The organism is Mammaliicoccus fleurettii, from assembly GCF_003970575.1.
Classification (GTDB): Bacteria; Bacillota; Bacilli; order Staphylococcales; family Staphylococcaceae; genus Mammaliicoccus; species Mammaliicoccus fleurettii.
This window is the reverse complement of sequence record NZ_RXWZ01000045.1, coordinates 1-21,757: the sequence shown is the minus strand read 5'-3', so window position 1 is coordinate 21,757 and position 21,757 is coordinate 1. Positions and strand designations below refer to the sequence as shown.

Below are 21,757 nucleotides of genomic sequence, written 5' to 3'. Positions count from 1 at the left end.
AAAAACCAAGCATATATATTTTGTTAATACCCTAGAAAAACCAATGGTTGATTACATCTAAAGATATTACACAAAATTATGGACTTGACTGTTAATCTAAGAGTTGGGCTATGTTGTAGATTAATTCAGCAGTTAATCGAAGAGTTGGGCTATGTTGTAGATTAATTAGACAGTTAATCTAAGAGTTGGGCTAAGTTGTAGATTAATTCAACAGTTAATCTAAGAGTTCGGCTGTGTTGTAGATTAATTCAACAGTTAATCTAAGAAATGACCTGAGTTGTAGATTAATTAAGGAGTTAATCTAAGAGTTGAGCCGAGTTGTAGATTAATTCAACAGTTAATCGAAGAGTTGGGCTATGTTGTAGATTAATTCAGCAGTTAATCTAAGAGTTCGGCTAAGTTGTAGATTAATTAGGCAGTTAATCTAAGAGATCGACCAAGTTGTAGATTAATTCAGCAGTTAATCTAAGACATCACAAAATTAACACCACATAATGAAAGAGCTTGAGACATAAATGTCTCAAGCTCTCATTTTTGTAATCAAGTCTACTTTCATAGTTACATATCTCTTTATAACAAGAACATCACAAAGAATGGTACGACTGCGACTACTACTATTCCTACTATAACAAGTGAAATACTTGCCATTGATTCTTCTACTTCACCAAGCTCTTTTGCTGCTGCAACGCCTAATGTGTGTCCACTTGTTCCTAATGCTAATCCTCTTGCTATAGGGTTCGTTATGTTAAATAATTTTAATAGCTTATTCCCTAATGCCATGATAATTACTGCATTTAATATAACAGCTAATGATGTTAACTCTTTAATACCTGATATACCTTCTGAAACTGGTAAAGCTATTGCTGTTGTAGCTGCTTGAGGTAACATAGATGCGATGATATCATCACCAAATTGGAATGCTTTTGCTACTATATAAATAATGACTAATGCAGCTACTGTTCCTACTGCAATTCCTCCCATAATATGGTGCCAATGTTTCTTCAAGACTTCGCGTTTTTTATATAAAGGAATTGCAAAACATATTGTCGCTGGTTCTAAGAAGAAGTTAATAATATCTCCACCGATTTTATAGTTTTCATATGGTATACCTGTAGCTTTTAAAAATACGATACCAACTACCATACTGAAAAATAATGGTGCAAATAAGAAAAATCCATTTGATCGTTTAAATAAATATGTACCGATTAAGAATACTGCAACTGATAATCCAATACCGAAATATGGTGTATTGACTCCTAAATGTTCCATCATGCGTAATCACCTGCCACTCGTTTATGTTTAATATCTTTCACACTTTTAGATGTTTTTTCACTTGGTTTTATAATCATTTGTGAAAATATTCCTGTACAAACGAGTAATAAAATTGTTGATATAATAATCAATAATATGATGAGAATAGGACTTGTACTCAATACGCCTAATGAGTTAATAACTGAAATACCTGCTGGTACGAAAAGGAATCCAATATTATTTGTTAATGCTGTTCCAACCGCTTCTACTTGCTCTAATTTAACAATACCTGTCGTTAATGCGACAAACATTAATACTAACCCAATTACTGATGCTGGCATTGGAATTGGCATAAAGCTTTCTATTATATGTGATATCAATAATATTATGGATATCGTTAATACTTGCTGAAAGAAGTTATTTACTTTTTTCATTCTGACAACCTCCCGAATTAATCTCTTAAGGTTATCTTAATATGAAAATAATGAATTAAAGCGTTTTCATGGCGAAATGCAATATTTGAAGTCTAAGTTACTAAATAGTTACTGTGAAAATTACACTAACCCTATTTCTGATTTAAACGTTTTCATATAAGAACGACTTACCTGTAATTTGATATTACCTGTCAATGTTACTTGATACGTAGAATTGAACCAGTGTTCAACAGATTGGATATGCTTTTTATTGATGATACTTGCGCGATGAATACGTAAAAACTTTGTATCGTTAAGCTTTTTTTCATAAAAGCTGAGTGGTTCGCTTGTTTCATATTCAGTTTCTACTGTATTTATAGTCGTAACACCTTGATTAACCGAAATCGCAATGAAGTCATTTATATTTAATACATAAATACGATCTTCTATTTCAATTGGTAACACTTCATCTTGATTCACTTGTTTTGTCTCAATTGTATGATGGCTTTCCGCATTTGTAATTTTTTTAATTGCTTGTTCAATTCTTGATTTTTCAAATGGTTTCAAAATATAGTCTGTAGCTTCTAACTCAAACGCTTGTACTGCATACGTGTCATGAGCAGTTGCAAATATAATATGAGGAACATGTTTCATTTTGTTGATTTTCTTTGCCAAATCTAAGCCACTTTCTTCCATTAAATTAATATCTAAGAAAATGACATCAAATTCGTGAGACAACAATTGCTCTAAAGTTTCTTCGATATTTTCCGCTTCTTCAATTTGACTAAAAGAACCAATTTGATTGAGTAAATATTTTAGTTCATTACGTGCCAATGGTTCATCGTCAACGATAAGTGCTTGCATTACATACCCTCTTCTCTATATTTATGCGGTATTTCAGTACTTACTTCTGTACCTTTATTGCTCGTTTCTATTTGTAATTCTGCCGAGTGGCCACACAATCCCATTAATCTTTTATTTAAATTTTCAAGTGCACTACCTGTTCCCGATTGAGATTCTACAATAGCCTTTCCTATGATGTCTTTCTTATCATCCGGAATACCTTGTCCATTGTCTTTTACTGATAATTTAATCGATTTATTTTGGTTGAGAACAGATACCCAAATTCGATTATCATCTTTTCTATTTGTAAATGCATGTTTAATAGCATTTTCGACTAATATTTGAATAACAAACGGTGGGACAAGTGATGAATGGTTTTGGTCAGGTATATCATATTCAATAACAAAGTGATCAGGATATCTTGCTTGTTCTAAAGCAATATACGCACGCACTTGTTCAAGCTCTTTTTCTATCGTAATCATATTGTTTCTAGCACCTTGTAAATTAGATCGGAAGAAGTGACTCAGTTGTAACAATAATTGACGTGCTTTTTCATGATCTATTCGGATAAGTGCCGAAATTGTGTTCATTGCATTAAAGAAGAAATGTGGATTCACTTGCGCTTGTAATGACTTAATTTCAGCGTCTTGAAGTAATTGTCTTTGCATTTCTACAGCACCTAATTCTAACTGACTAGAGAATATTTTAGCCAAACCTTCCGCAAGTCGTTTCTCCACAAATGTTAAATCATGATAATCTGTAAAATATAACTTCAAAGTACCTACAATATCATCATGCACATATAATGGTATGACAATAGCCGCTTCTAATGGACAATTAGGATGTTGACACCCTATATCTTTACTTGTATAAACTTCTTTTTGATACCCTGTTTCAAGTACCTCTTTAGATAAATCTGTAATAATAGTTTTGTCAGGTGTATGATGATCACTTGCGACACCAACATGCGCTAATATATGCGTTTTATTAGTAATTGCCACTGCTGAAACCTTCATTAAATCTTTTATAATTTTAGCAGCTTGATGAGCAGAAGATTCTGTTAACCCTTCTTTAAAATAAGGCAAAGTCTGATTAACTAATTTCAAAACATCATGCGTTTGAATAGCCCTCATTTGCTCTTCTTGTTTAACAGTTGAAATGATTATAGACATAAATATTGCCGTACCTAAACCATTTATAATAATCATTGGTAGTGCTATAAGTTGTACAAGTTCCCATGCATCTGCCTTTTGAGAAGAGAATATTAATATACAAATCATTTGTATCACTTCTGTTGAAGCACCTACTATAGCGCTTTGTGTAACTGATAAATAGCCTTTAGATTTCATTGCATATGTACCAAAATAGCCTGCAACCAAACCAATAACAATAGATGATATTAAATAAGTATAAGCATCAGCACCACCTATATAAACTCTGAATATTCCCGATAGTACACCTACAAATACACCTACAAAAGGTCCACCAATAAGACCCGAAACACCAATAGTTAATACACGGGTATTAGCAAGTGATACTTCTGGACCAAGATGTAAATAAATCATACTTGATACAATTTCTCCATTATGAATAGCAACGCCAGTAAAGTTAGACAGTAGTGCAAATGAAGAGAATACTATAATTAAACGCCATTTTACATACCACTTTTCACGCTCACCCATCATATTTTTAAAGTACGATGTATTCATTAATATATACGCTACAAGGATAATGAGACCTACACGTTCTAATAGTAAAACAAATAAATTCAACATATTTACACCCATCATTCCTATAATTTTTATTCGATTTTATACCAACAAATATTTTACCATACGAAAGTTGAAAACTATTATATAAAGTGTCATTGTTATATTAATGAATATACTGTTAATATAACTAAAATAAGGAATTTTTTGAAAAATGAGCTGAGTTGTAGATTAATTAGGCAGTTAATCTAAGAGTTTGCCTGAGTTGTAGATTAATTCAGCAGTTAATCGAAGACATGCTCAAAATTAACACCACACAACGAAAAGAGCTTAGAACATTTACGTCCCAAGCTCTTTCAATTTTTTATCAAACCCTATCATCGAATATGCACTATAATTCTGTTCTAAGTTCCCACAATTCTGGGAAGAATGCTTGATCAATGACACGTTTCAAATAGTTAACGCCTGAACTTCCGCCTGTCCCTATTTTAAATCCTATAATTCTTTGTACAGTCTTCATATGTCTAAATCGCCATTGACTATATCTATCTTCAACGTCTGTTAATTTTTCTAGTAATTCATATAGTTCAAAGTAATCTTCTGAATTTAAATAAATTTCTTTAAATGCTTCTTTGACTGAATCATTGCGTTCGTAATTCTTTGTTACTTCTCTGTTTAACACATCTTTATCGATATCGAATCCTGCTCTATTCACTGCTTTGATTGTTTCATCGTATATACTTGGTCTTTCAAGTTGATTTTTTAATTGATTATAAATATTTGGGTCTTTTTCATATATTTTCAACGCATGTGTTGTTTTATAACCTAGGCTATATTCAATCATTCTATTTTGAAAAGATTGGAATCCAGAAGAGTTTCCTAAATCTTCTCTGAATTTCAAATAGTCACTTGGTGTCATCGTCGATAATACTTCCCATACTTGAATGAGTTGTTTTTGAATATTACCTACTCTTGCTAATTTTTTAAAAGCTTGTTTATATTGATCTATTTTTATATCTTCACAAGCTGAATTAATTTCATGAATAATCAAGTTCATCCATAGTTCTGAAACTTGATGTACAATAATAAATAATTTCTCATCGTGTGCATCTGTTAAAGTGTGTTGTGCTGATAATATTTTATCTAAACCTAAGTACTCACTATATGTCATATCTTCTGTAAAATCCGTTTTAACACTTTCCCCTTTAATTGATTCATCTTGATAATGGCTCATTATTATTCCCCCTTTTTTGCTATAGTTGCTCTTATTGGTGAACCGTCTGCACCAACGATATTCAATGGTAACCCTATAAAATCATAATACCCTTGTGTTACATCTTCTAATAATAAATTTTCAATATTGATAATATCATAGCGATTAAACGCATGATGATTATCTAAAGTTTTAGAATCTATGTCATCTACTGAAGGTACATCAATTCCAAATACTTTTATACCAATTGATGACAAATAAGCGATTGCTTCTTCAGTTAGGACTGGAACTGTATCTGGAAACACATCAGCATGAGCTTGAGACTTTGTTTTTATCATAATTATTGTCCCTTTAATATCGAAACCTTCTAGTATCTCTCGCGTGATAAGCGCTTCTCCAATTGCTTCTACTAAAGTAGCTTCTCCAATTAGTCTATTCAAATCAATCTCATGAATTTTTATTCCATCATTATCAAAATGAAATGGTGCGTCCATATGTGTCCCTATATGCGTGCTCGTTGAAATACAACCAATATTTACAGACCCTGTTTCTTCTTTAGTTGCAGATAATTCAAAACGGAAAGGCTCATCTCCTGGCCAATTTGCTATATCATTTGTTAATGGTTGTGTAATATCAATCCACATAAACATGCTCCTCTACTTTTGTAATCGTTTTCATTTTACCTTCTTTTAATTCTATTGTACATGAATTCTGATATTTAAGGTGGGTACTGTTTAGCAATGAATGATATTTGGGTAAACTCATAATGAGGTGAATGAACATGTCATACATACGTGTACACGGAGCAAACCAGAATAATTTAAAAAATATTAATATAGATATCCCGAAACATCAATTAACTGTCTTCACTGGAAGATCTGGTTCGGGAAAATCATCACTAGTTTTTAGTACTTTAGCAGCTGAATCTGAACGTTTATTAAATGAAACTTATTCAAGCTATGTACAAAATCAACTGACATCTTATGAAAAGCCGGATGTTGATAGAATAGAACATTTACCAGTTGCCATGATTATAAATCAAAAAAGATTGGGTGGTAATTCACGTTCAACAGTAGGAACAATATCTGACATTTACGCTTCAGTTAGACTTTTATGGTCAAGAGTGGGTGAGCCTTGTGTTGGATATTCGAGCGTATTTTCATTTAATAATCCAAGTGGCATGTGCGAACGTTGCCAAGGACTCGGTTATGTTGAAGATATCGACTTAAACGAGTTGTTAGATTATGATAAATCTTTGAATGAAGATGCGATAAAGTTCCCATCATTTAGACCAGATAGCTGGCGTGGCAAACGTTATTTATATAGTGGTTTATTTGATAATGACAAGAAGCTTAAAGACTTTACTAAAGAAGAAATGGACACATTCCTTTATACAAAACCAAAAAAAATTAAAAATCCTCCAGAAAATTGGCCAAAAACTGCTAAATTTGAAGGTTTGATTCATCGTTTTAGACGCTCATTTCTATTGAATGATAATTTCGAAAAGAAACGTTTTCTAGAAGACGTAAATAGAGTTGTCACTTCCCATAAATGTCCAAAATGTCATGGTAAAAGACTAAACGATAAAATTTTAAGTTGTAAAATAAATGGACTAAGCATTACTGATTTTACAGCTCTTTCAATAGATGATGCGATTGAATTTCTAAATAAACTTAGAGACAAAAAAGCTGCATATATTATTAAACCATTATTAGAGCAGTTAGAAGCTTTATCTTATGTTGGATTAAATTATTTAACATTGGACCGTAAGACACCTTCTCTATCAGGAGGAGAATCTCAACGCATTAAATTAATACGTCACTTAAATAGTCCACTATCTGACCTCGTCTATATTATTGATGAGCCTAGTGTTGGCTTACATCCTGAAGATATTGAAAAAATAAATGACATTATGAAATCTATAAGAGATAAAGGCAATACAGTACTCGTCGTAGAACATGACCCTGACGTTATTCGTATTGCAGACCACGTTATAGACATTGGACCCGGTGCAGGCAAACATGGTGGTGAAATTACATTCACAGGAACTTATCATGAGTTGTTACAATCTGATACTTCTACTGGTAAAGCTTTAAAACGACAACACAAATTAAAAACATTACCTAGAAACGCACAGAGCTACATCAATTTAAAAAATATAGCAGAAAACAACTTAGTAAACGTGTCCGTTGATATACCTAAAAATATTTTATCTGTTATTACAGGTGTAGCAGGTTCCGGAAAAAGTACATTATTAAAAGCAGGACTTAAATCTCAGAAAGAGACTACTTTCATTGACCAAAAACCTGTACATGCTTCAAATCGTTCAAACTTACTAACTTATATGGATCTCTTTGATGAAGTAAGAGAATTCTTCAGCAAAGATACAGGACTAAAGAAAAGTATGTTTAGCTACAACTCAGAAGGTGCCTGTCCAGAATGTCATGGTAAAGGCGTTATCAAAACAGAACTTGCATTTATGCCTGACTTTTCACAAGTTTGCGAAGTGTGTAAAGGAACCAGATATAAACCAGAAGTATTAGAAGCCAAAGTAAACGGTTATTCAATAGCAGATGTATTAGCACTAACAGTTGAAGAAGGAATGATCATATTTAAAAATAACAATAAAGTATACACACGTCTTAAACATTTAGAATCAACCGGCCTACATTATATGACTTTAGGACAATCACTAGATACATTATCAGGCGGAGAAATACAACGCGTTAAACTGAGCAGATATTTAGACCAATCCGCTTCAAACCAAATATTCATATTCGACGAACCAACAACAGGACTGCATGAAGATGACATACCAACATTATTATCATGTTTCGAACAACTCATCCAACAAGGCAACACCGTCATATTAATAGAACATAACTTGACTATGATGACACATGCAGACTGGATAATCGACGTAGGACCCGGAGCAGGCATGAACGGAGGTAAAATATTATATAGTGGCGAACCAAAAGGCTTATTAGAAATAGAAGAATCAGTAACAGCCAAACATTTGAATAGATATGTAGAAATATAGAAAACCCCCCACCTAATTCGAAGAAGATAAACTTTCGAATTAGGTGGGGTGATTTAATATAGGAAGTAAATAGATTTCATGTTAAAGAGATATCGTGCGTTTTGCTCGGATTTGACTCGAATCGCACGATATCTCCACAGTCTTCGTGCGATTCTAATCAGGCTAATTTTGAGAATGAAGTTTATACTTCAAATTCTTCTTTTTCTCTTAATTTTTCTTTAACGTAATCATAGTTTCCTTCAAATTTAGTTAATTTTTTATCTTTTAATAAATATGTTATATCAAATAGCTTATTCAAGAAGTATCTATCATGTGAAACTGCGATGATTGTACCATTATAATCTAACAATGCATCTTCTATTGTTTCTTTTGCATCTATATCTAAATGGTTTGTTGGTTCGTCTAATACTAGCACGTTAAAATCTTGATTCACAATCTGTGCCCAACGTAATCTCATTTTTTCTCCACCACTTAGACTACTGATTTTATTAAATACATCTTCTCCAAAGAACATAAATTGTGCAAGTATATGTCTAGCTTGACCTTCTGTTACATGAACTACATCTCTAAATGTTTCGATAACTGTTTGGTTATCAATATTTTCAAAAGTGTGTTGTGATAAATAACCTATTCTTAAATTAGATGCTCTTTTAACTACTCCTTCATCTGGTTCTATTTGATTAATCATCATTTTTAATAATGTACTTTTTCCTGTTCCATTATCTCCTATTATAGATACATGTTCTTTTCTTCTAATGAGTAAATCAATTTCTTCAAACAATATATCTTCGTACATCTTAGAAACACTTTCTAATTCTATTACATCGTTAGAAACACGTTGTCCTTCTGCTAAATTCACGTTCATTCTTTTATGTTCTAGTATAGGCTTATCTAATTTCTTTATTCTATCCAATGCTTTTTCCATACTTTTTGCCCGTTTAAATAAAGCTGCATTTGGTGGATTTGCTTGGCTTGCCCATAATCTTAATTGCTTAATCGAGTCTTCCATTTTCTTAATTTTCTTTTGTTGTGTTTGATATGCTTCAAATTCATTTATAATTCTTACTTCTTTTTCTTTAACAAAATAACTATAATTACCATGGTATACATGCAATTGACCTTGATCAATTTCTAATATTTGATTAACAGTGTCATCTAAAAAGTATCTATCATGAGAAACTATGACAACTGCGCCTGAATATTGCTTAATAAAATCTGCTAACCAATCAATAGATGAAATGTCTAAATGATTGGTAGGTTCATCTAATAATAACAATTTAGGTTGTTGTAATAGTATTTGAGCTAACCCTACTTTCGTTCTTTCTCCTCCAGAGAGTTTCTCCCACGTATGATTTAATAAATGATTTATTTTTAATCCGTGACTTACTCGTCTTATTTGAGCATCTATTTCATATCCACCTAGTTGTTCGAACAATTCTTGTAATTGCCCATACTTCTTTAATAATAGTTCAATTTTGTCAGTTTCATTAGCCATCTCAGCTTCGATTAACTGCATTTTCTGTGAAATGTTATTAACTTCTCCAAATACTTCAGTTAAGCATTCATATACTTGTTTGCCATCTTCATAGTTTGGTAATTGATTCAAATATCCAATTGATATATTCTTCTGCCAGCTTATTTGCCCTTCTGTAGGCGATTCTATACCAGCCATCAATTTTAATAATGTACTTTTACCTTCACCATTTCTTCCAACTAGCCCTACACAGTCCCCTTCATTCAAGTCATATTTAATATCTTCAAATATAACATCACCTGTATAAGACTTAGATAATTTAGACATATTTATAATGTTCATATTGCTTCCTCCAAAATCGTGCTACAAGGAAGCTGGTGTCAGACATTCCTTATAGCTATATTTTTCTTCAAAAAAGACATACTTCGCCAATTTTGGAGAAACATTCGCAAATTTGTTGCGTACGATTACAAAGAATCTGCAACTATGAGCTAAAAGAAACATCTGAAACACCTCCGTTCATCAAAGTTATCTTTATTATATTACTAGTATTGTTATTTTACAATGCGATTCATTATTCTAAATCTTCACCGATATTAACATTTGTGACGTAATTATCTACTATTGTAAATATAATAAGATTCCCCTCTACAATGAATCTATAATTTTTTCCGTTACTAGTTTCTTCTATAGTATAATCATTTCCATAAGCATTCATAATTTGTGATTTAGATATATGTTTCTGTTTCACTGGAAACTTGACACTAGCAGCATAATTATCGTTGTGGTTATTACCAAAATAAAACGTTTGATCATAAGAATTCATATTTTTAAAAGTTTCTCCATCATTTGATTGAGGTTGAACAATTCTATGACCATTCATTGTTACGTTCTTGTACACTAATGCGTTGATGAAAGTTGAATCTAAGATAAAGCTACCATCATGCCCTGTATTACCTTGATACTTATAGTAAGGTGTTGTTGCAGCTTCGACATCATTACCATCTTGACTAGGGATATTTACTACTCCAAACATTGTTCCGATTGAAATTCCTGTTGCAATTGTTAACTTTGCCACTTTATTCATTTCCACCACTCCCTTTTAGTATAATTGTACACTTATATATTACAATAACATTACAAAGATTTCAAAAATGTTACGTCAAACGTTTTTTATTCTATAAGTGGTAATAATACTGATAATTCAGTCTTCTGATGATTCAAATCTATTTAAACATACTCGCACTAACTATGCAGTCTTTTATAATATTACTTAAAAGCTACAATAATCTTATTAAAATCATAGGATTTACTGAATCTTTATAACTTCAGAAAATTTTTATACTTTTTTCATCGATACTCAAAGCACTTTTCCAATGTTGAATGTCTCTCTTAATATCGAAGTTCAAAACTGTCATGAAAGTATTCTGTACGTAACACCTATTTCCCGGACTTTTTCATACAATTGCATACAATCGGTAAATTTAAGTGTAATATTACAAAATATCTCAACTGTAATTCTTTATTACAATATTTCTTGCACATTGTAATCTTTTGTTATTTGACTGTAATTTACAAAGCCTCTATTTATGTTATTGTTGTCTTGTCCCAATTTTCAGGGGAGAATTTTTAACTAACAAAGAAATCATCATCTTAAATAAGATACTAATAAATAAAAAATTATTCGGAGGGTTTTACAATTATGAAAAAAGCAATTTTAACTTCATCATTAGCAGTAGCAATCGGAGCAACAGGAGTAGCATCTTCACAAGTAGCAGATGCATCTGAACAAGGCGTAAATAAAGAGCAATTAGCTCAATTAGCTCAATCAAATTCACCAGAACTTAATGAACATGCTGTCCAAGAAGGCGCATATGACATTAATTTCACATTAGATGGATTCGAATATAACTTTGAATCAGATGGACACAACTTTACTTGGGAATATCATGCAACTAATGCAGCTGATACTGAAAGCACTCAAGCTCCAGTAGCTCAACAACAACCAGTTGCTGAACAAAACGTAGCTGAACAAACTCCAGCTCCAGCAGCAAACAACACTGCTAGCGAACAAGCAACTCAAGAAGCGCCAAAACAAGTAGAAGCGCCAAAACAAGAAACACAAGCACCAGCTCAACAACAAACACAACAAGCGCCAGCTCAAGAAACTAAAACAACTCAATCATCTTCAGCTTCTGAAGGTTCAAGTGTAAACGTTAATGATCACTTAAAAGCTATCGCTCAACGTGAATCAGGCGGCGACTTAAAAGCTGTTAACCCATCATCAGGTGCAGCTGGTAAATACCAATTCCTACAAACTACTTGGGATTCAGTAGCTCCAGCAGAATACAAAGGTGTATCACCTACAGAAGCTCCTGAACATGTACAAGATGCAACAGCTGTTAAATTATACAACACTGCAGGCCCTTCACAATGGGTAACTGCATAATTAATTAAGCAGTACTAAAATTTTATTCAACAAACTAATTCAACGCCCTCGGCAATAGCCGAGGGCGTTTTTTATTGATTTAATATTCTATTTACATAACTTGCAACTTCCGGAAATGAAGTATAACCATCCCTATCACAAAAGTGTCCATCGTGTTCAATGGTTACAAATTCAGAATTTAACTTTTTCGCTAAATTTTCACTGAGTTTATATGGAACTACGCGATCGTTTGTCGCAATAATACTTATAATATTGGGTACTTTTTCTTTAAGTTTTTCAAAATCTATATTGGTATGCTGAATATAATCATCGAGTTTGCTTAATTCCGGGATTTCTTCATAAAATCCTGCAACCAATACAAGACCTTTAATGTTCAACTTACCCTCATACTTCGAAAGATAATTTAGCACTGTCACAACACCTAAACTATGCGCAACAATCACATTTTCACCAGAAGTTAAATCCACCTCTGCCTTTAATGTATCCGTCCAATCACTCAATATAGGGTTTGAAGAATTAGGAAAATCTAAAATCTTACTATCAACACTAGGAACATGTTGAGTCAACCACTTAAACCAATGCTTTTGACTATTAGCATTGTAACCATGTGCTATATATAAATATTTATTCATAACAATCACCTTTCGATTTAATGTACAAGTGCATTAATGATCCCTATAATAATTCCTCCAAATGGAAAAACGAGCCACCAAAATTTTGAAAAGAACTCCCAACCATTCCTTGGTCTATTATAATTAATATCTTGTTGAGGTGTTTCTCTGTAAGTTTCAATAATCGTTTTCTTTAAATTTTTATCTCCTTTTATTAACTCATCTAAAGATAAATCGAATATATCACTCATTTGAACAAGAATGTCTATGCCAGGATACACCTTACCAAGTTCCCATTTAGAAACACTTTGTCTTGTTACATGTAATTTAGCAGCCAATTCATCTTGTGACCATCCATTAAGCTCACGTTCTTCTTTAATTTTCGATCCAATATTCATGATTATTCACCCCTTTTCTACACTATAGAACTAATCATACAGAAAGTCCCGAAACTATTTTTTGCTTCCCACAGCAACCAGAAGTTGCGACCTTATTAAACCAACTCTTACTTAGGTTATACCCATTTTCACAATTTTTATATTTAGAATACGGTCATACTACCTTCCGTCTCCTAATAAATATAAACATTATTGTAGAGATTACTAGCATAGAATATCTACAAACATTAATAATAAATAATGTTTGTTATACTAAATAATATAAATATATTTTAAGGAGTGAGTAAATTGGCTATTCCTATTATTATAGATACAGATCCTGGTATAGATGACATGATTGCAATTTCTGCTGCCATACATAGTAAAGATTTAGATGTGAAACTCATTACTTCAGTAGGCGGTAATGTTGGAATTGAACATACTACACAAAATGCATTAGATATTGTAAATTACTTTAAAAAAGATATACCTGTAGCAAAAGGTGTCGATACACCACTCATCAATAAGCTTGCTACTGCTGAACATGTTCATGGACATAATGGAATTGGTAATGTGCAATTCATGACTTCATCTCAAACAAATATTTTAGAAGATCATGCCGTTATAGCAATGAAAGAAACGATTATGAATTCTGAAGAACCTATAACTTTAGTTCCTATTGGTCCTTTAACTAATATTGCATTATTATTTTCACTCTTCCCAGAAACTAAAAGCAATATTAAACAAATTGTTTTAATGGGTGGATCTGCAGTCGGAGGAAATGCTACACCATTAGCTGAATTCAATATATATGTAGACCCACACGCAGCTCAAATCGTATTTAATCAAGATATCCCTATCGTTATGTGTGGTCTTGATGTAACGAGAGAAACTATTATTAACCATGATGATATACAAACACTCAAAAAACTAGGAGACTTTGGAAACTTAATAACTGACATGTTAGAAGTCTATAATGATGTAAATTCAGGTGAAAAACACGAACATATCATACATGATTTATGTACAATATTTTATTTACTTTATCCAGAAATGTTCACAACAGAGCGAGCTAACGTTTCCGTTATAACAGAAGGACAAGCAGCCGGATGTACATACACAGAATTTAATAAAGAAGGTAAAGTTGAAGTCTGTATGCATGCAAATAATAAACAATTTAGAGAAAAATTTGTAGAATTCGTAAAAGACATACATCAATCGAGATAGAGAACAATATATAAGTGAATATTGAGATTGTGCTTACTGGCGGAATTCTGAATTGTGCTCCTTAGAAAGTTCTTACTAGCAGAATTACGAATTGTGCTCCTTAGATTGTTCTTACTGGCAAAATTACGAATTATGCTCCTTAGAAAGCTCTAACTGGCAGAATTCTGAATTGTGCTCCTTAGATTGCGCTTACTGGCAGAATTCTGAATTGTGCTCCTTAGAAAGCTCTAACTGGCAGAATTCTGGATTTTGCTCCTTAGAAAGTTCTTACTGGCAAAATTACGAATTATGCTCCTTAGATTGCGCTTACTAGCAGAATTACGAATTATGCTCCTTAGATTGTTCTTACTGGCAGAATTACGAATTATGCTCCTTACAGCACCTCTTACGGACATTTCTCAGAATTTTGTCCCTTACAGCACCCTTCTTACAGATATTTATAACGATTTTGTAAGTGCGTAGTATGCGTGAGAGACTACAGGCTCGAGCCATACCCCTAGGCAAGCATGCACTTTACAAAATCGTAAAATAAAAAAACAAGCATATCACTGTAAAACTGAAAAGTTCAGTTAAGTGATATGCTTATTTATTTTGAGTTAGGACTTCTGTCCCACTCTCGATATTATTTTATTAATATTCACCTTTATCTATTCTATGATAACCTCTTAAGAAATAAATAAGTGTCATTGCTGATAGGAATACTATACCGATAATTACCGATACTCTTGTTTCTGCGTTAAACAACATACCGATTAATACTAAAATAAAGAATCCTAATGTTATATAGTTTGTATATGGTGCGAATGGCATCTTGAATGGATGATTTTTAATTTCTTCTGGATGTTTTTTTCTAAATTGTATGTGACTTAGTAAAATCATAAACCAAGGTACCATACCTGGTAAAATAGAAGCACTGTATACATACACGAATATATTTTCAGAACCATCTATTACTAATGGTAGTACAATATTTAAGATAACACCTACAAAAATACCAATTGAAATGGCTAACACTGCAAAGAATGGAACGCCTGTTTTCATTACTTTCGTAAATATACGTGGCATTTGTCCTTTTTGAGCTAATGTATATACCATACGACTTGAACTAAAGATTCCTGAGTTACAACCAGACATTGCAGCTGTAATTACAACAAAGTTAATTAATCCTGCTGCTATTGTAATACCAACTTTTGCAAATGTTGCAACGAATGGACTACCTACATTACCTAATTGATCCCAAGGATAAACAGTTACAATAACAAATATTGCACCTATGTAAAAGATTAATATACGCCATATAACACCGTTTACAGCGTTTTTAATATTTTTCTGCGGATCTTTAGTTTCACCTGCTGTAATACCTATTAACTCTACACCTTGATAGGAACCAACAACCATTGATAAAGCAAAGAAGAAGCCTACAATACCATTAGGGAAGAATCCTCCGTGTTCAGTTAAATTGCCTAAGCCTATAGCATTTCCGCCATTTCCTAGCCCAAAGAATATTAAACCGAAACCTGCAATAATCATTAAAATAATTGTCACTACTTTTATCATAGCAAACCAGAATTCAAATTCACCGAATGCTTTAACTGAAGTTAAATTTGCTGCTGCCAATGTAACTACAACTATGACTCCTGGTACCCAGGTTGGTAATTCTGGCCACCAATATTGCATATATTGTCCAACGGCTATAACTTCACTCATCCCTACTACTATCCATTGGAATATATTACTCCATGCGGTTACATAACCTGCAACTGGATGTAAATAATCACTTGCATAGTTAGCAAATGAACCAGTCGTTGGATATAAGTAAACTAATTCTCCCATTGCTCTCATTACTAAATATAAGAATAGACCTGCTACTAAATAAGCAAATATTGCAGATGGCCCCGTCCATTTAATCGTACTTGATGCACCCATGAATAAACCAACACCAATAGTACCACCAAGTGCGATCATCTGTACTTGACGAGAACTAAGACCTCTTTTTAAATGATTGTCTTCCATTATTTCGTGTCACTCCTTGTTTCAATTCATCAAATTTTAAATGCGTCAAACTTCATGGGACAATTATACTATAAAGTGTCAGAAAATAAAGCGTTACTAGAAAGCGTTTTCTGAATTTTATTATTTTAAATGAATTATGTTCATAATATTGTAATTTATTCATAAATATCATCTATTTTCTACAAAAAAAGTGATATTTTAACTCTTTCGCTAAAATATCACTCTTGTATTTCCAAGTATATTTTATTGTATAATCTCTGTCATTGTTCTGTTCACGCTTCCTGCATACATAGAACCAAATTTCACTAAATGTACCATTAATAAATAAAGTTCATAAAATTTAATTCTATCATCTGAACCTTTGCTTAATGGTAAAGCTTCGTTGTATGCATCATAAAATTCATTCGTAAATCCTCCGAACACTTTTGTAGCTCCAAGGTCAAATTCTCTATCACCATATAAAGGTGAAGGGTCGAATAGTGCAGGTTCTCCATTAGATAAGAACATGTAATTACCTGCCCATAAATCTCCATGTAATAATGAAGGTTTACTATTATGATTTTCTAAAGTTTTGATTATCTTTTCACGCACTTTTTCAAATAATGAAAGTTCTTCTTTAGACCATAATCCTCTATTCACAATTTCATCTCTCAATTGGTCTAACCTTTGTTCTACAAATATATTAATCCACGTATCTTTCCAACCATTTTCAAAAGTAATATCACTTCCATGATAAGGCAAATGGAATCCAAACTTACCATGTGGCTCATGATGACTGTGTAACTTCGCCACAAGCTTTCCTAGTTCTCTTTGATTTCCAGAATGACCTTCTTCGAGATAACTTAACAATAAATAAGCATCTCCATTAATTTGTCCATGACCTTTAACAACAGGAGCAGTTACATCAGCCGCTTCAAACGCTTCTAAGCCAGCAATTTCAGCTGCATAAAAGTCATCACTTCTATCATGTTGAACGAGCAAAAAATATGGTCCATTTGTCGTTTCTATTCTATATGCTTCATTTACATCTCCACCACTAACTGGTTTCATTTCTTGGATATTATCTATAGGTAATTGTGATTGCCAATCTTTATTCATGACTATCCCTCCTATTTAATAGTGTAAATGAATATGATAACGAGCTCAATTATGCGAAATGAGAGAAATATCTTCTATCATTTCATCTGTTCAAGCTGTTTTATAAAAGGTATTAATTGTTCTCCTTTTTCTGAAATCGAATAATATATATTCGGTGGCATAATTTCTTCTATTCTAACTTGTAGAAATTCATTTTCAACTAATAATTCGAGTGATTGTTTAATCTTTTGCTGATCATAACTTTCAAGTTCTGAGAATAAGTCCCTCTCTTCTCTCTCTACATTGCTTAATTTAGCCAATACTATTAACCCATAGTTATGACCTAATTGATTGATGTTAGAAATAACTTTGTCCTCGTTAACTGAACGCATATTTTTACCTCTTCTCGTATAAGGTATTTTGAAAAACTTGTTTAAACTATAACATAACTTGAAAATTATATATTATCTTAACTTTCAAGATTGTTATTATAAGATTTAATGATTTCTTGTTTAGCTACATCGTCCGCTTCAAAATACCATATTCCATCCTTCTCTAATTGGTTCATACCATCTATAGATATTTTCTCAAAATGTTCTGTTGCATCCTTATATTCTGAAATTAATTTTCTTGTGTCATTTAGATTAAAACTCGTTGTGATGTTATCTTGAGCCACATTCATTAATTTATTGAAGTTGTTAACATTTAAATTGTTTTTTAGTTTTTTACTAGTCGCTTCTATTACTATTCTTTGTCGCTCTTGTCTACCCTCGTCATCACCAGCACCTGCTTCTTTTCGGCTGCGCACAAAATCTAATGCTTCGTCTCCAGATAACTTAACTTTTTCACCTGCTTTAAAAGTTGTTCCATTAAATTTAAATGAATTATTACTTTTAACTGAAACTCCATCTAGTGCGTCGATTGTTTTTTTAAATCCATCCATATCAACTGTAATATAACCATCTATAGGGATATTAAATTCTTTCTTCAGCGTTTGAACTGCTGTTTTTGATCCACCATACGCATAAGCATGAGCGATTTTATCATGATTTGAATATCCAGGTATATTAACAGCCATATCTCTCGGTATACTAACTAATTGTGTTTTTTTCGTTTTGGGATTGATAGAAGCCAACATGATTGAATCCGTTCTTTCTCCAATATTCTCAGATTCTCTCTCTTTATTAGAATCCACTCCAAATATTGCGATTGATATTGGTTTGTTATGTTTAATTTTTTCCTTAACATTTTTTGAATCTTGCTTATTTATTGGTTGATATACTTTATTATTTAAGTTAACAACCTTAGTTACTAAGAATATTCCAGCTATTAAGATAATAGCAGCAATAAATATTGTAATCTTGCCTCTTCTTGTTAGTTTCATAGTTAAGCTCCTATATTTTTTATTTCATACTCACGATGATAACATTTTTCTGTAACTTATTAAATATTTTTTAGGTAGTCCTAAAGTCTTATTGTTTAAAATTGTTTTTTTATTTAAAATTGAATAAAGTTAAAAAATAAAATACAAAGGAACTTATATCACCATGATGAAAAATTCAAAACTCATAATAGCCTATTCAATTATTTTACTGTTAATCATCGTATCTATTCTAACTGGATACATATCTCTAATAGATAGTTCTGTAAGTCATTTTATACAAAACTTGGCTGTAGACTTTAGATTACACAATTATTTATCTATTTTTTCTTTTATATTTTCACCTTTACATACAGTTATCTTAATCGCTGTCTTACTTTTAGGTTTATTCATTCTCAACAAGAAAAAGGTCTTACTTTATTTAATTTTTTCTGTAACTACAATAATTATAGGAACATTATTAAAATATACCGTCCAAAGACCAAGACCTTCTGATTTAATTGATGGCTATAGCTTTCCAAGTTTGCACACATTAATATTATTTGTAGCTATATTTGTATTGCTCGCTTTATACAACAAAGGCATTGTAAAGGTTATTTCTGTAATTGTAATTATTTCTATGATGTGTTCAAGAATTTATTTAAATGCTCACTTTTTCTCAGATACTTTATCTAGCTTGATTATTGTTCATTTAGTTTTTTTATGTGTAAATAAGATTTTGGAAAAATATACTATTTATTAAATATTTCACCTCCTTTATTTTGTGATACCATACAATAAAGGAGGTTTTCTTATATGAGATATAATAGCTTCAATCAACCTATTGGTGACGAGGTCAAATCTTTCCAGAATCCTAAAAATCCTAGCATTAATACAATTGAAGGTAAGTATAGTAAATTAGAACATTTAAATTCAAGTCATGTAGATGATTTATTCACACTGTTATGTGCGAAAGAAAATGATGCAAATTGGACATACTTACCGAATGAACCGATCCACGATAGTGATGAATTCAAGGCATTAATGAATACTCGAATTGAGTCTCAAGATCCTTATTTCTTTGCGATAATAGACAAAGCAACTGGTAAAGCTTTAGGCATATTATCACTTTTACGAATTAATACTAAAGCTTCATCAATTGAAGTGGGTCATATACATTATTCATCACTTTTAAAAAGAACGCGTATTGCTACTGAAGTTCAGTATTTACTTGCTAAATATGTGTTTGAAACTTTAGAATATAGACGTTATGAATGGAAATGCGATAGCTTAAATGAACCTTCTAAACGAGCAGCACTTCGATTAGGATTTACATATGAAGGTACATTTAGACAAGCATTAGTATATAAAGGTAGAACTAGAGATACAGACTGGTTCTCTATTACAGATAAAGAGTGGCCAAATATTAAACAACAGTATGAAGATTGGCTATACGAAAAGAATTTCAATAGTGATGGTAATCAAGTTAATAAACTATCAATTAAATAAATGTTTATTTTCTACTAAATGGGTATTATAAAGGTAAACTGTCGAGGAGATGAATTGATGAATAATCAAAGAATAGTCCCGCACTTATGGTTCGATAAAGAAGCCCAAGAAGCAGTCGATTTTTATATGAAAGTCTTTCCAGAATCAGAAGTTGTAACAGATGTAACTTTTACTGACACACCATCAGGAGATTCCAAACAGTTTATTTTTAATATTTTTGGTTATAGATTTATGGCAATTAATGCTGGTCCTTACTTTGTGAAAAACCCTTCTATTTCATTTACTGTATTATTTAAACAATCAGAAGCAGACTTATTAGATAAAGTATGGTCTGCACTAGCAGAAAACGGTAAAGTAATGATGGAGTTAGAAAAATACGACTTTAGTGAAAAATACGGTTGGTTAGAAGATCAATTTGAAGTATCATGGCAACTGCTAATTACCGATCAAGAATTTGATGACCGTATCAGACCGTCATTTATGTTTATTAATGATAATGTAGGTCGCGCTGAAGAAGCTATCAATTATTATACAAGCGTGTTTAAAAATAGTGGTGACACTAGTAAGTATTACTATCCAGAAGGTATGGAACCAGATAAACCAGACACATTAGCTCACGCAGAATTCAAACTAGAAAATCAATATTTTGTTGCATTAGATAGTGCACACAAACATAATTTCAACTTAAATGAAGGTATTTCACTGATGCTGAACTTAGATGACCAAGAAGAAATCGATTATTATTGGGATAAATTGTCCGCCGTACCAGAATCAGAACAATGCGGCTGGGTTAAAGACCAATTCGGTGTTTCTTGGCAAATCGTACCTAAAATAATGGATAAAATGGCTGAAGAAGGCACACCAGAACAAATCAAACGCCTAACCGAAGCGTTTTTGAAAATGAAGAAGTTTGATATAGATACTTTAATAAAAGCATATGAAGGAAAGTAACAAAAAAGGGAGTGGGACAGAAATCTAATTTTATAAAAAAAGATTTCGTAGTCCCACCCCGGCAAGGATGACTAGGATTGAAGAAGCTTGATATAAGCGCATTTTCAATCCAGTCATCTACTGCCAATACAATGATAAGAGGCAGGGACAAATTAGGCACTGAACCCCTAAAATGGGAACTTAATAAAAACACTATTTTCTAGGCTGCTAATTTCCTGAATTCTATAGGAGATAAGTAGC

The 21,757-nt window shown here is 32.1% G+C and carries 20 protein-coding genes; 6 read left to right on the top strand and 14 right to left on the bottom strand.

Annotated features, from left to right (window positions below; translation table 11 throughout):
- Positions 1–570 precede the first annotated feature (570 nt).
- The 6 genes from lrgB to CD129_RS04015 form a co-directional block, all read right to left on the bottom strand.
- Positions 571–1,272 carry an antiholin-like protein LrgB gene (lrgB, locus tag CD129_RS04040; protein WP_115337090.1) on the bottom strand — a complete coding sequence of 234 codons (702 nt, stop codon included), beginning with the start codon at positions 1,270–1,272 and terminating at the stop codon, positions 571–573.
- Positions 1,269–1,685, bottom strand: a complete 417-nt coding sequence (gene lrgA / locus CD129_RS04035) for an antiholin-like murein hydrolase modulator LrgA (protein WP_115337089.1) — start codon at positions 1,683–1,685, stop codon at positions 1,269–1,271. The genes lrgB and lrgA overlap by 4 nt, the downstream gene beginning before the upstream one ends.
- Positions 1,686–1,805: 120 nt before the next feature.
- Positions 1,806–2,528 carry a response regulator transcription factor LytR gene (locus tag CD129_RS04030; protein ID WP_115337088.1) on the bottom strand — a complete coding sequence of 241 codons (723 nt, stop codon included), beginning with the start codon at positions 2,526–2,528 and terminating at the stop codon, positions 1,806–1,808.
- A complete protein-coding gene (locus tag CD129_RS04025; protein WP_115337087.1) occupies positions 2,528–4,282 on the bottom strand; it encodes a sensor histidine kinase in 1,755 nt (584 codons plus the stop codon). The genes CD129_RS04030 and CD129_RS04025 overlap by 1 nt, the downstream gene beginning before the upstream one ends.
- A gap of 325 nt (positions 4,283–4,607) precedes the next feature.
- A complete protein-coding gene (gene kynA / locus CD129_RS04020; RefSeq protein WP_115337086.1) occupies positions 4,608–5,450 on the bottom strand; it encodes a tryptophan 2,3-dioxygenase in 843 nt (280 codons plus the stop codon).
- 2 nt (positions 5,451–5,452) lie between these two features.
- Complete coding sequence (locus CD129_RS04015; RefSeq protein ID WP_115337085.1) at positions 5,453–6,073, bottom strand: cyclase family protein; 621 nt, start codon at positions 6,071–6,073, stop codon at positions 5,453–5,455.
- Positions 6,074–6,210: 137 nt separating this feature from the next.
- On the opposite strand from CD129_RS04015, the gene CD129_RS04010 reads away from it, so the two are divergent.
- Positions 6,211–8,469 carry an ATP-binding cassette domain-containing protein gene (locus CD129_RS04010; protein ID WP_115337084.1) on the top strand — a complete coding sequence of 753 codons (2,259 nt, stop codon included), beginning with the start codon at positions 6,211–6,213 and terminating at the stop codon, positions 8,467–8,469.
- Between the two features lie 181 nt (positions 8,470–8,650).
- Here the strand turns inward: CD129_RS04010 and abc-f are convergent, their stop codons facing one another.
- Both abc-f and isaB read right to left on the bottom strand, forming a co-directional pair.
- Positions 8,651–10,285 carry a ribosomal protection-like ABC-F family protein gene (abc-f, locus tag CD129_RS04005; protein WP_115337083.1) on the bottom strand — a complete coding sequence of 545 codons (1,635 nt, stop codon included), beginning with the start codon at positions 10,283–10,285 and terminating at the stop codon, positions 8,651–8,653.
- 232 nt (positions 10,286–10,517) lie between these two features.
- Positions 10,518–11,030: an immunodominant staphylococcal antigen IsaB family protein gene (gene isaB / locus CD129_RS04000; protein ID WP_107509347.1), complete on the bottom strand. Its 513-nt coding sequence runs from the start codon at positions 11,028–11,030 to the stop codon at positions 10,518–10,520.
- Positions 11,031–11,645: 615 nt separating this feature from the next.
- Here isaB and CD129_RS03995 point away from each other — a divergent pair.
- On the top strand, positions 11,646–12,392 hold the full coding sequence (locus CD129_RS03995; RefSeq protein ID WP_115337082.1) for a transglycosylase family protein: 747 nt from the start codon (positions 11,646–11,648) through the stop codon (positions 12,390–12,392).
- Positions 12,393–12,463: 71 nt separating this feature from the next.
- On the opposite strand, the gene CD129_RS03990 is transcribed toward CD129_RS03995, so the two are convergent.
- Entirely contained in the window at positions 12,464–13,024 is a 561-nt protein-coding gene (locus tag CD129_RS03990; protein ID WP_115337081.1) for an RBBP9/YdeN family alpha/beta hydrolase, read from the bottom strand.
- Positions 13,025–13,041: 17 nt separating this feature from the next.
- Entirely contained in the window at positions 13,042–13,401 is a 360-nt protein-coding gene (locus CD129_RS03985) for a helix-turn-helix domain-containing protein (protein WP_078357853.1), read from the bottom strand.
- Positions 13,402–13,689: 288 nt separating this feature from the next.
- Between CD129_RS03985 and CD129_RS03980 the strand changes: the two genes are divergently transcribed.
- A complete protein-coding gene (locus CD129_RS03980) occupies positions 13,690–14,607 on the top strand; it encodes a nucleoside hydrolase (protein WP_115337080.1) in 918 nt (305 codons plus the stop codon).
- 630 nt (positions 14,608–15,237) lie between these two features.
- On the opposite strand, the gene CD129_RS03975 is transcribed toward CD129_RS03980, so the two are convergent.
- The 4 genes from CD129_RS03975 to CD129_RS03960 all read right to left on the bottom strand — a co-directional run bounded on the left by CD129_RS03975 (position 15,238) and on the right by CD129_RS03960 (position 19,081).
- On the bottom strand, positions 15,238–16,620 hold the full coding sequence (locus tag CD129_RS03975; protein ID WP_115337079.1) for an amino acid permease: 1,383 nt from the start codon (positions 16,618–16,620) through the stop codon (positions 15,238–15,240).
- Positions 16,621–16,863: 243 nt separating this feature from the next.
- Positions 16,864–17,718 carry a fructosamine kinase family protein gene (locus tag CD129_RS03970; RefSeq protein ID WP_115337078.1) on the bottom strand — a complete coding sequence of 285 codons (855 nt, stop codon included), beginning with the start codon at positions 17,716–17,718 and terminating at the stop codon, positions 16,864–16,866.
- Between the two features lie 77 nt (positions 17,719–17,795).
- Positions 17,796–18,089: a winged helix-turn-helix transcriptional regulator gene (locus CD129_RS03965; RefSeq protein WP_115337077.1), complete on the bottom strand. Its 294-nt coding sequence runs from the start codon at positions 18,087–18,089 to the stop codon at positions 17,796–17,798.
- A gap of 77 nt (positions 18,090–18,166) precedes the next feature.
- Positions 18,167–19,081, bottom strand: coding sequence for an LCP family protein (locus CD129_RS03960; protein WP_115337076.1), 915 nt, complete (start codon positions 19,079–19,081; stop codon positions 18,167–18,169).
- 163 nt (positions 19,082–19,244) lie between these two features.
- On the opposite strand from CD129_RS03960, the gene CD129_RS03955 reads away from it, so the two are divergent.
- From CD129_RS03955 to CD129_RS03945, 3 genes are read left to right on the top strand one after another with little or no spacing between them, the layout of a single operon-like run.
- Entirely contained in the window at positions 19,245–19,820 is a 576-nt protein-coding gene (locus CD129_RS03955) for a phosphatase PAP2 family protein (protein WP_115337075.1), read from the top strand.
- Positions 19,821–19,873: 53 nt separating this feature from the next.
- A complete protein-coding gene (locus CD129_RS03950; RefSeq protein ID WP_115337074.1) occupies positions 19,874–20,566 on the top strand; it encodes a GNAT family N-acetyltransferase in 693 nt (230 codons plus the stop codon).
- Between the two features lie 57 nt (positions 20,567–20,623).
- Positions 20,624–21,517: a VOC family protein gene (locus tag CD129_RS03945; RefSeq protein WP_115337073.1), complete on the top strand. Its 894-nt coding sequence runs from the start codon at positions 20,624–20,626 to the stop codon at positions 21,515–21,517.
- The last annotated feature ends 240 nt before the right edge of the window (positions 21,518–21,757 follow it).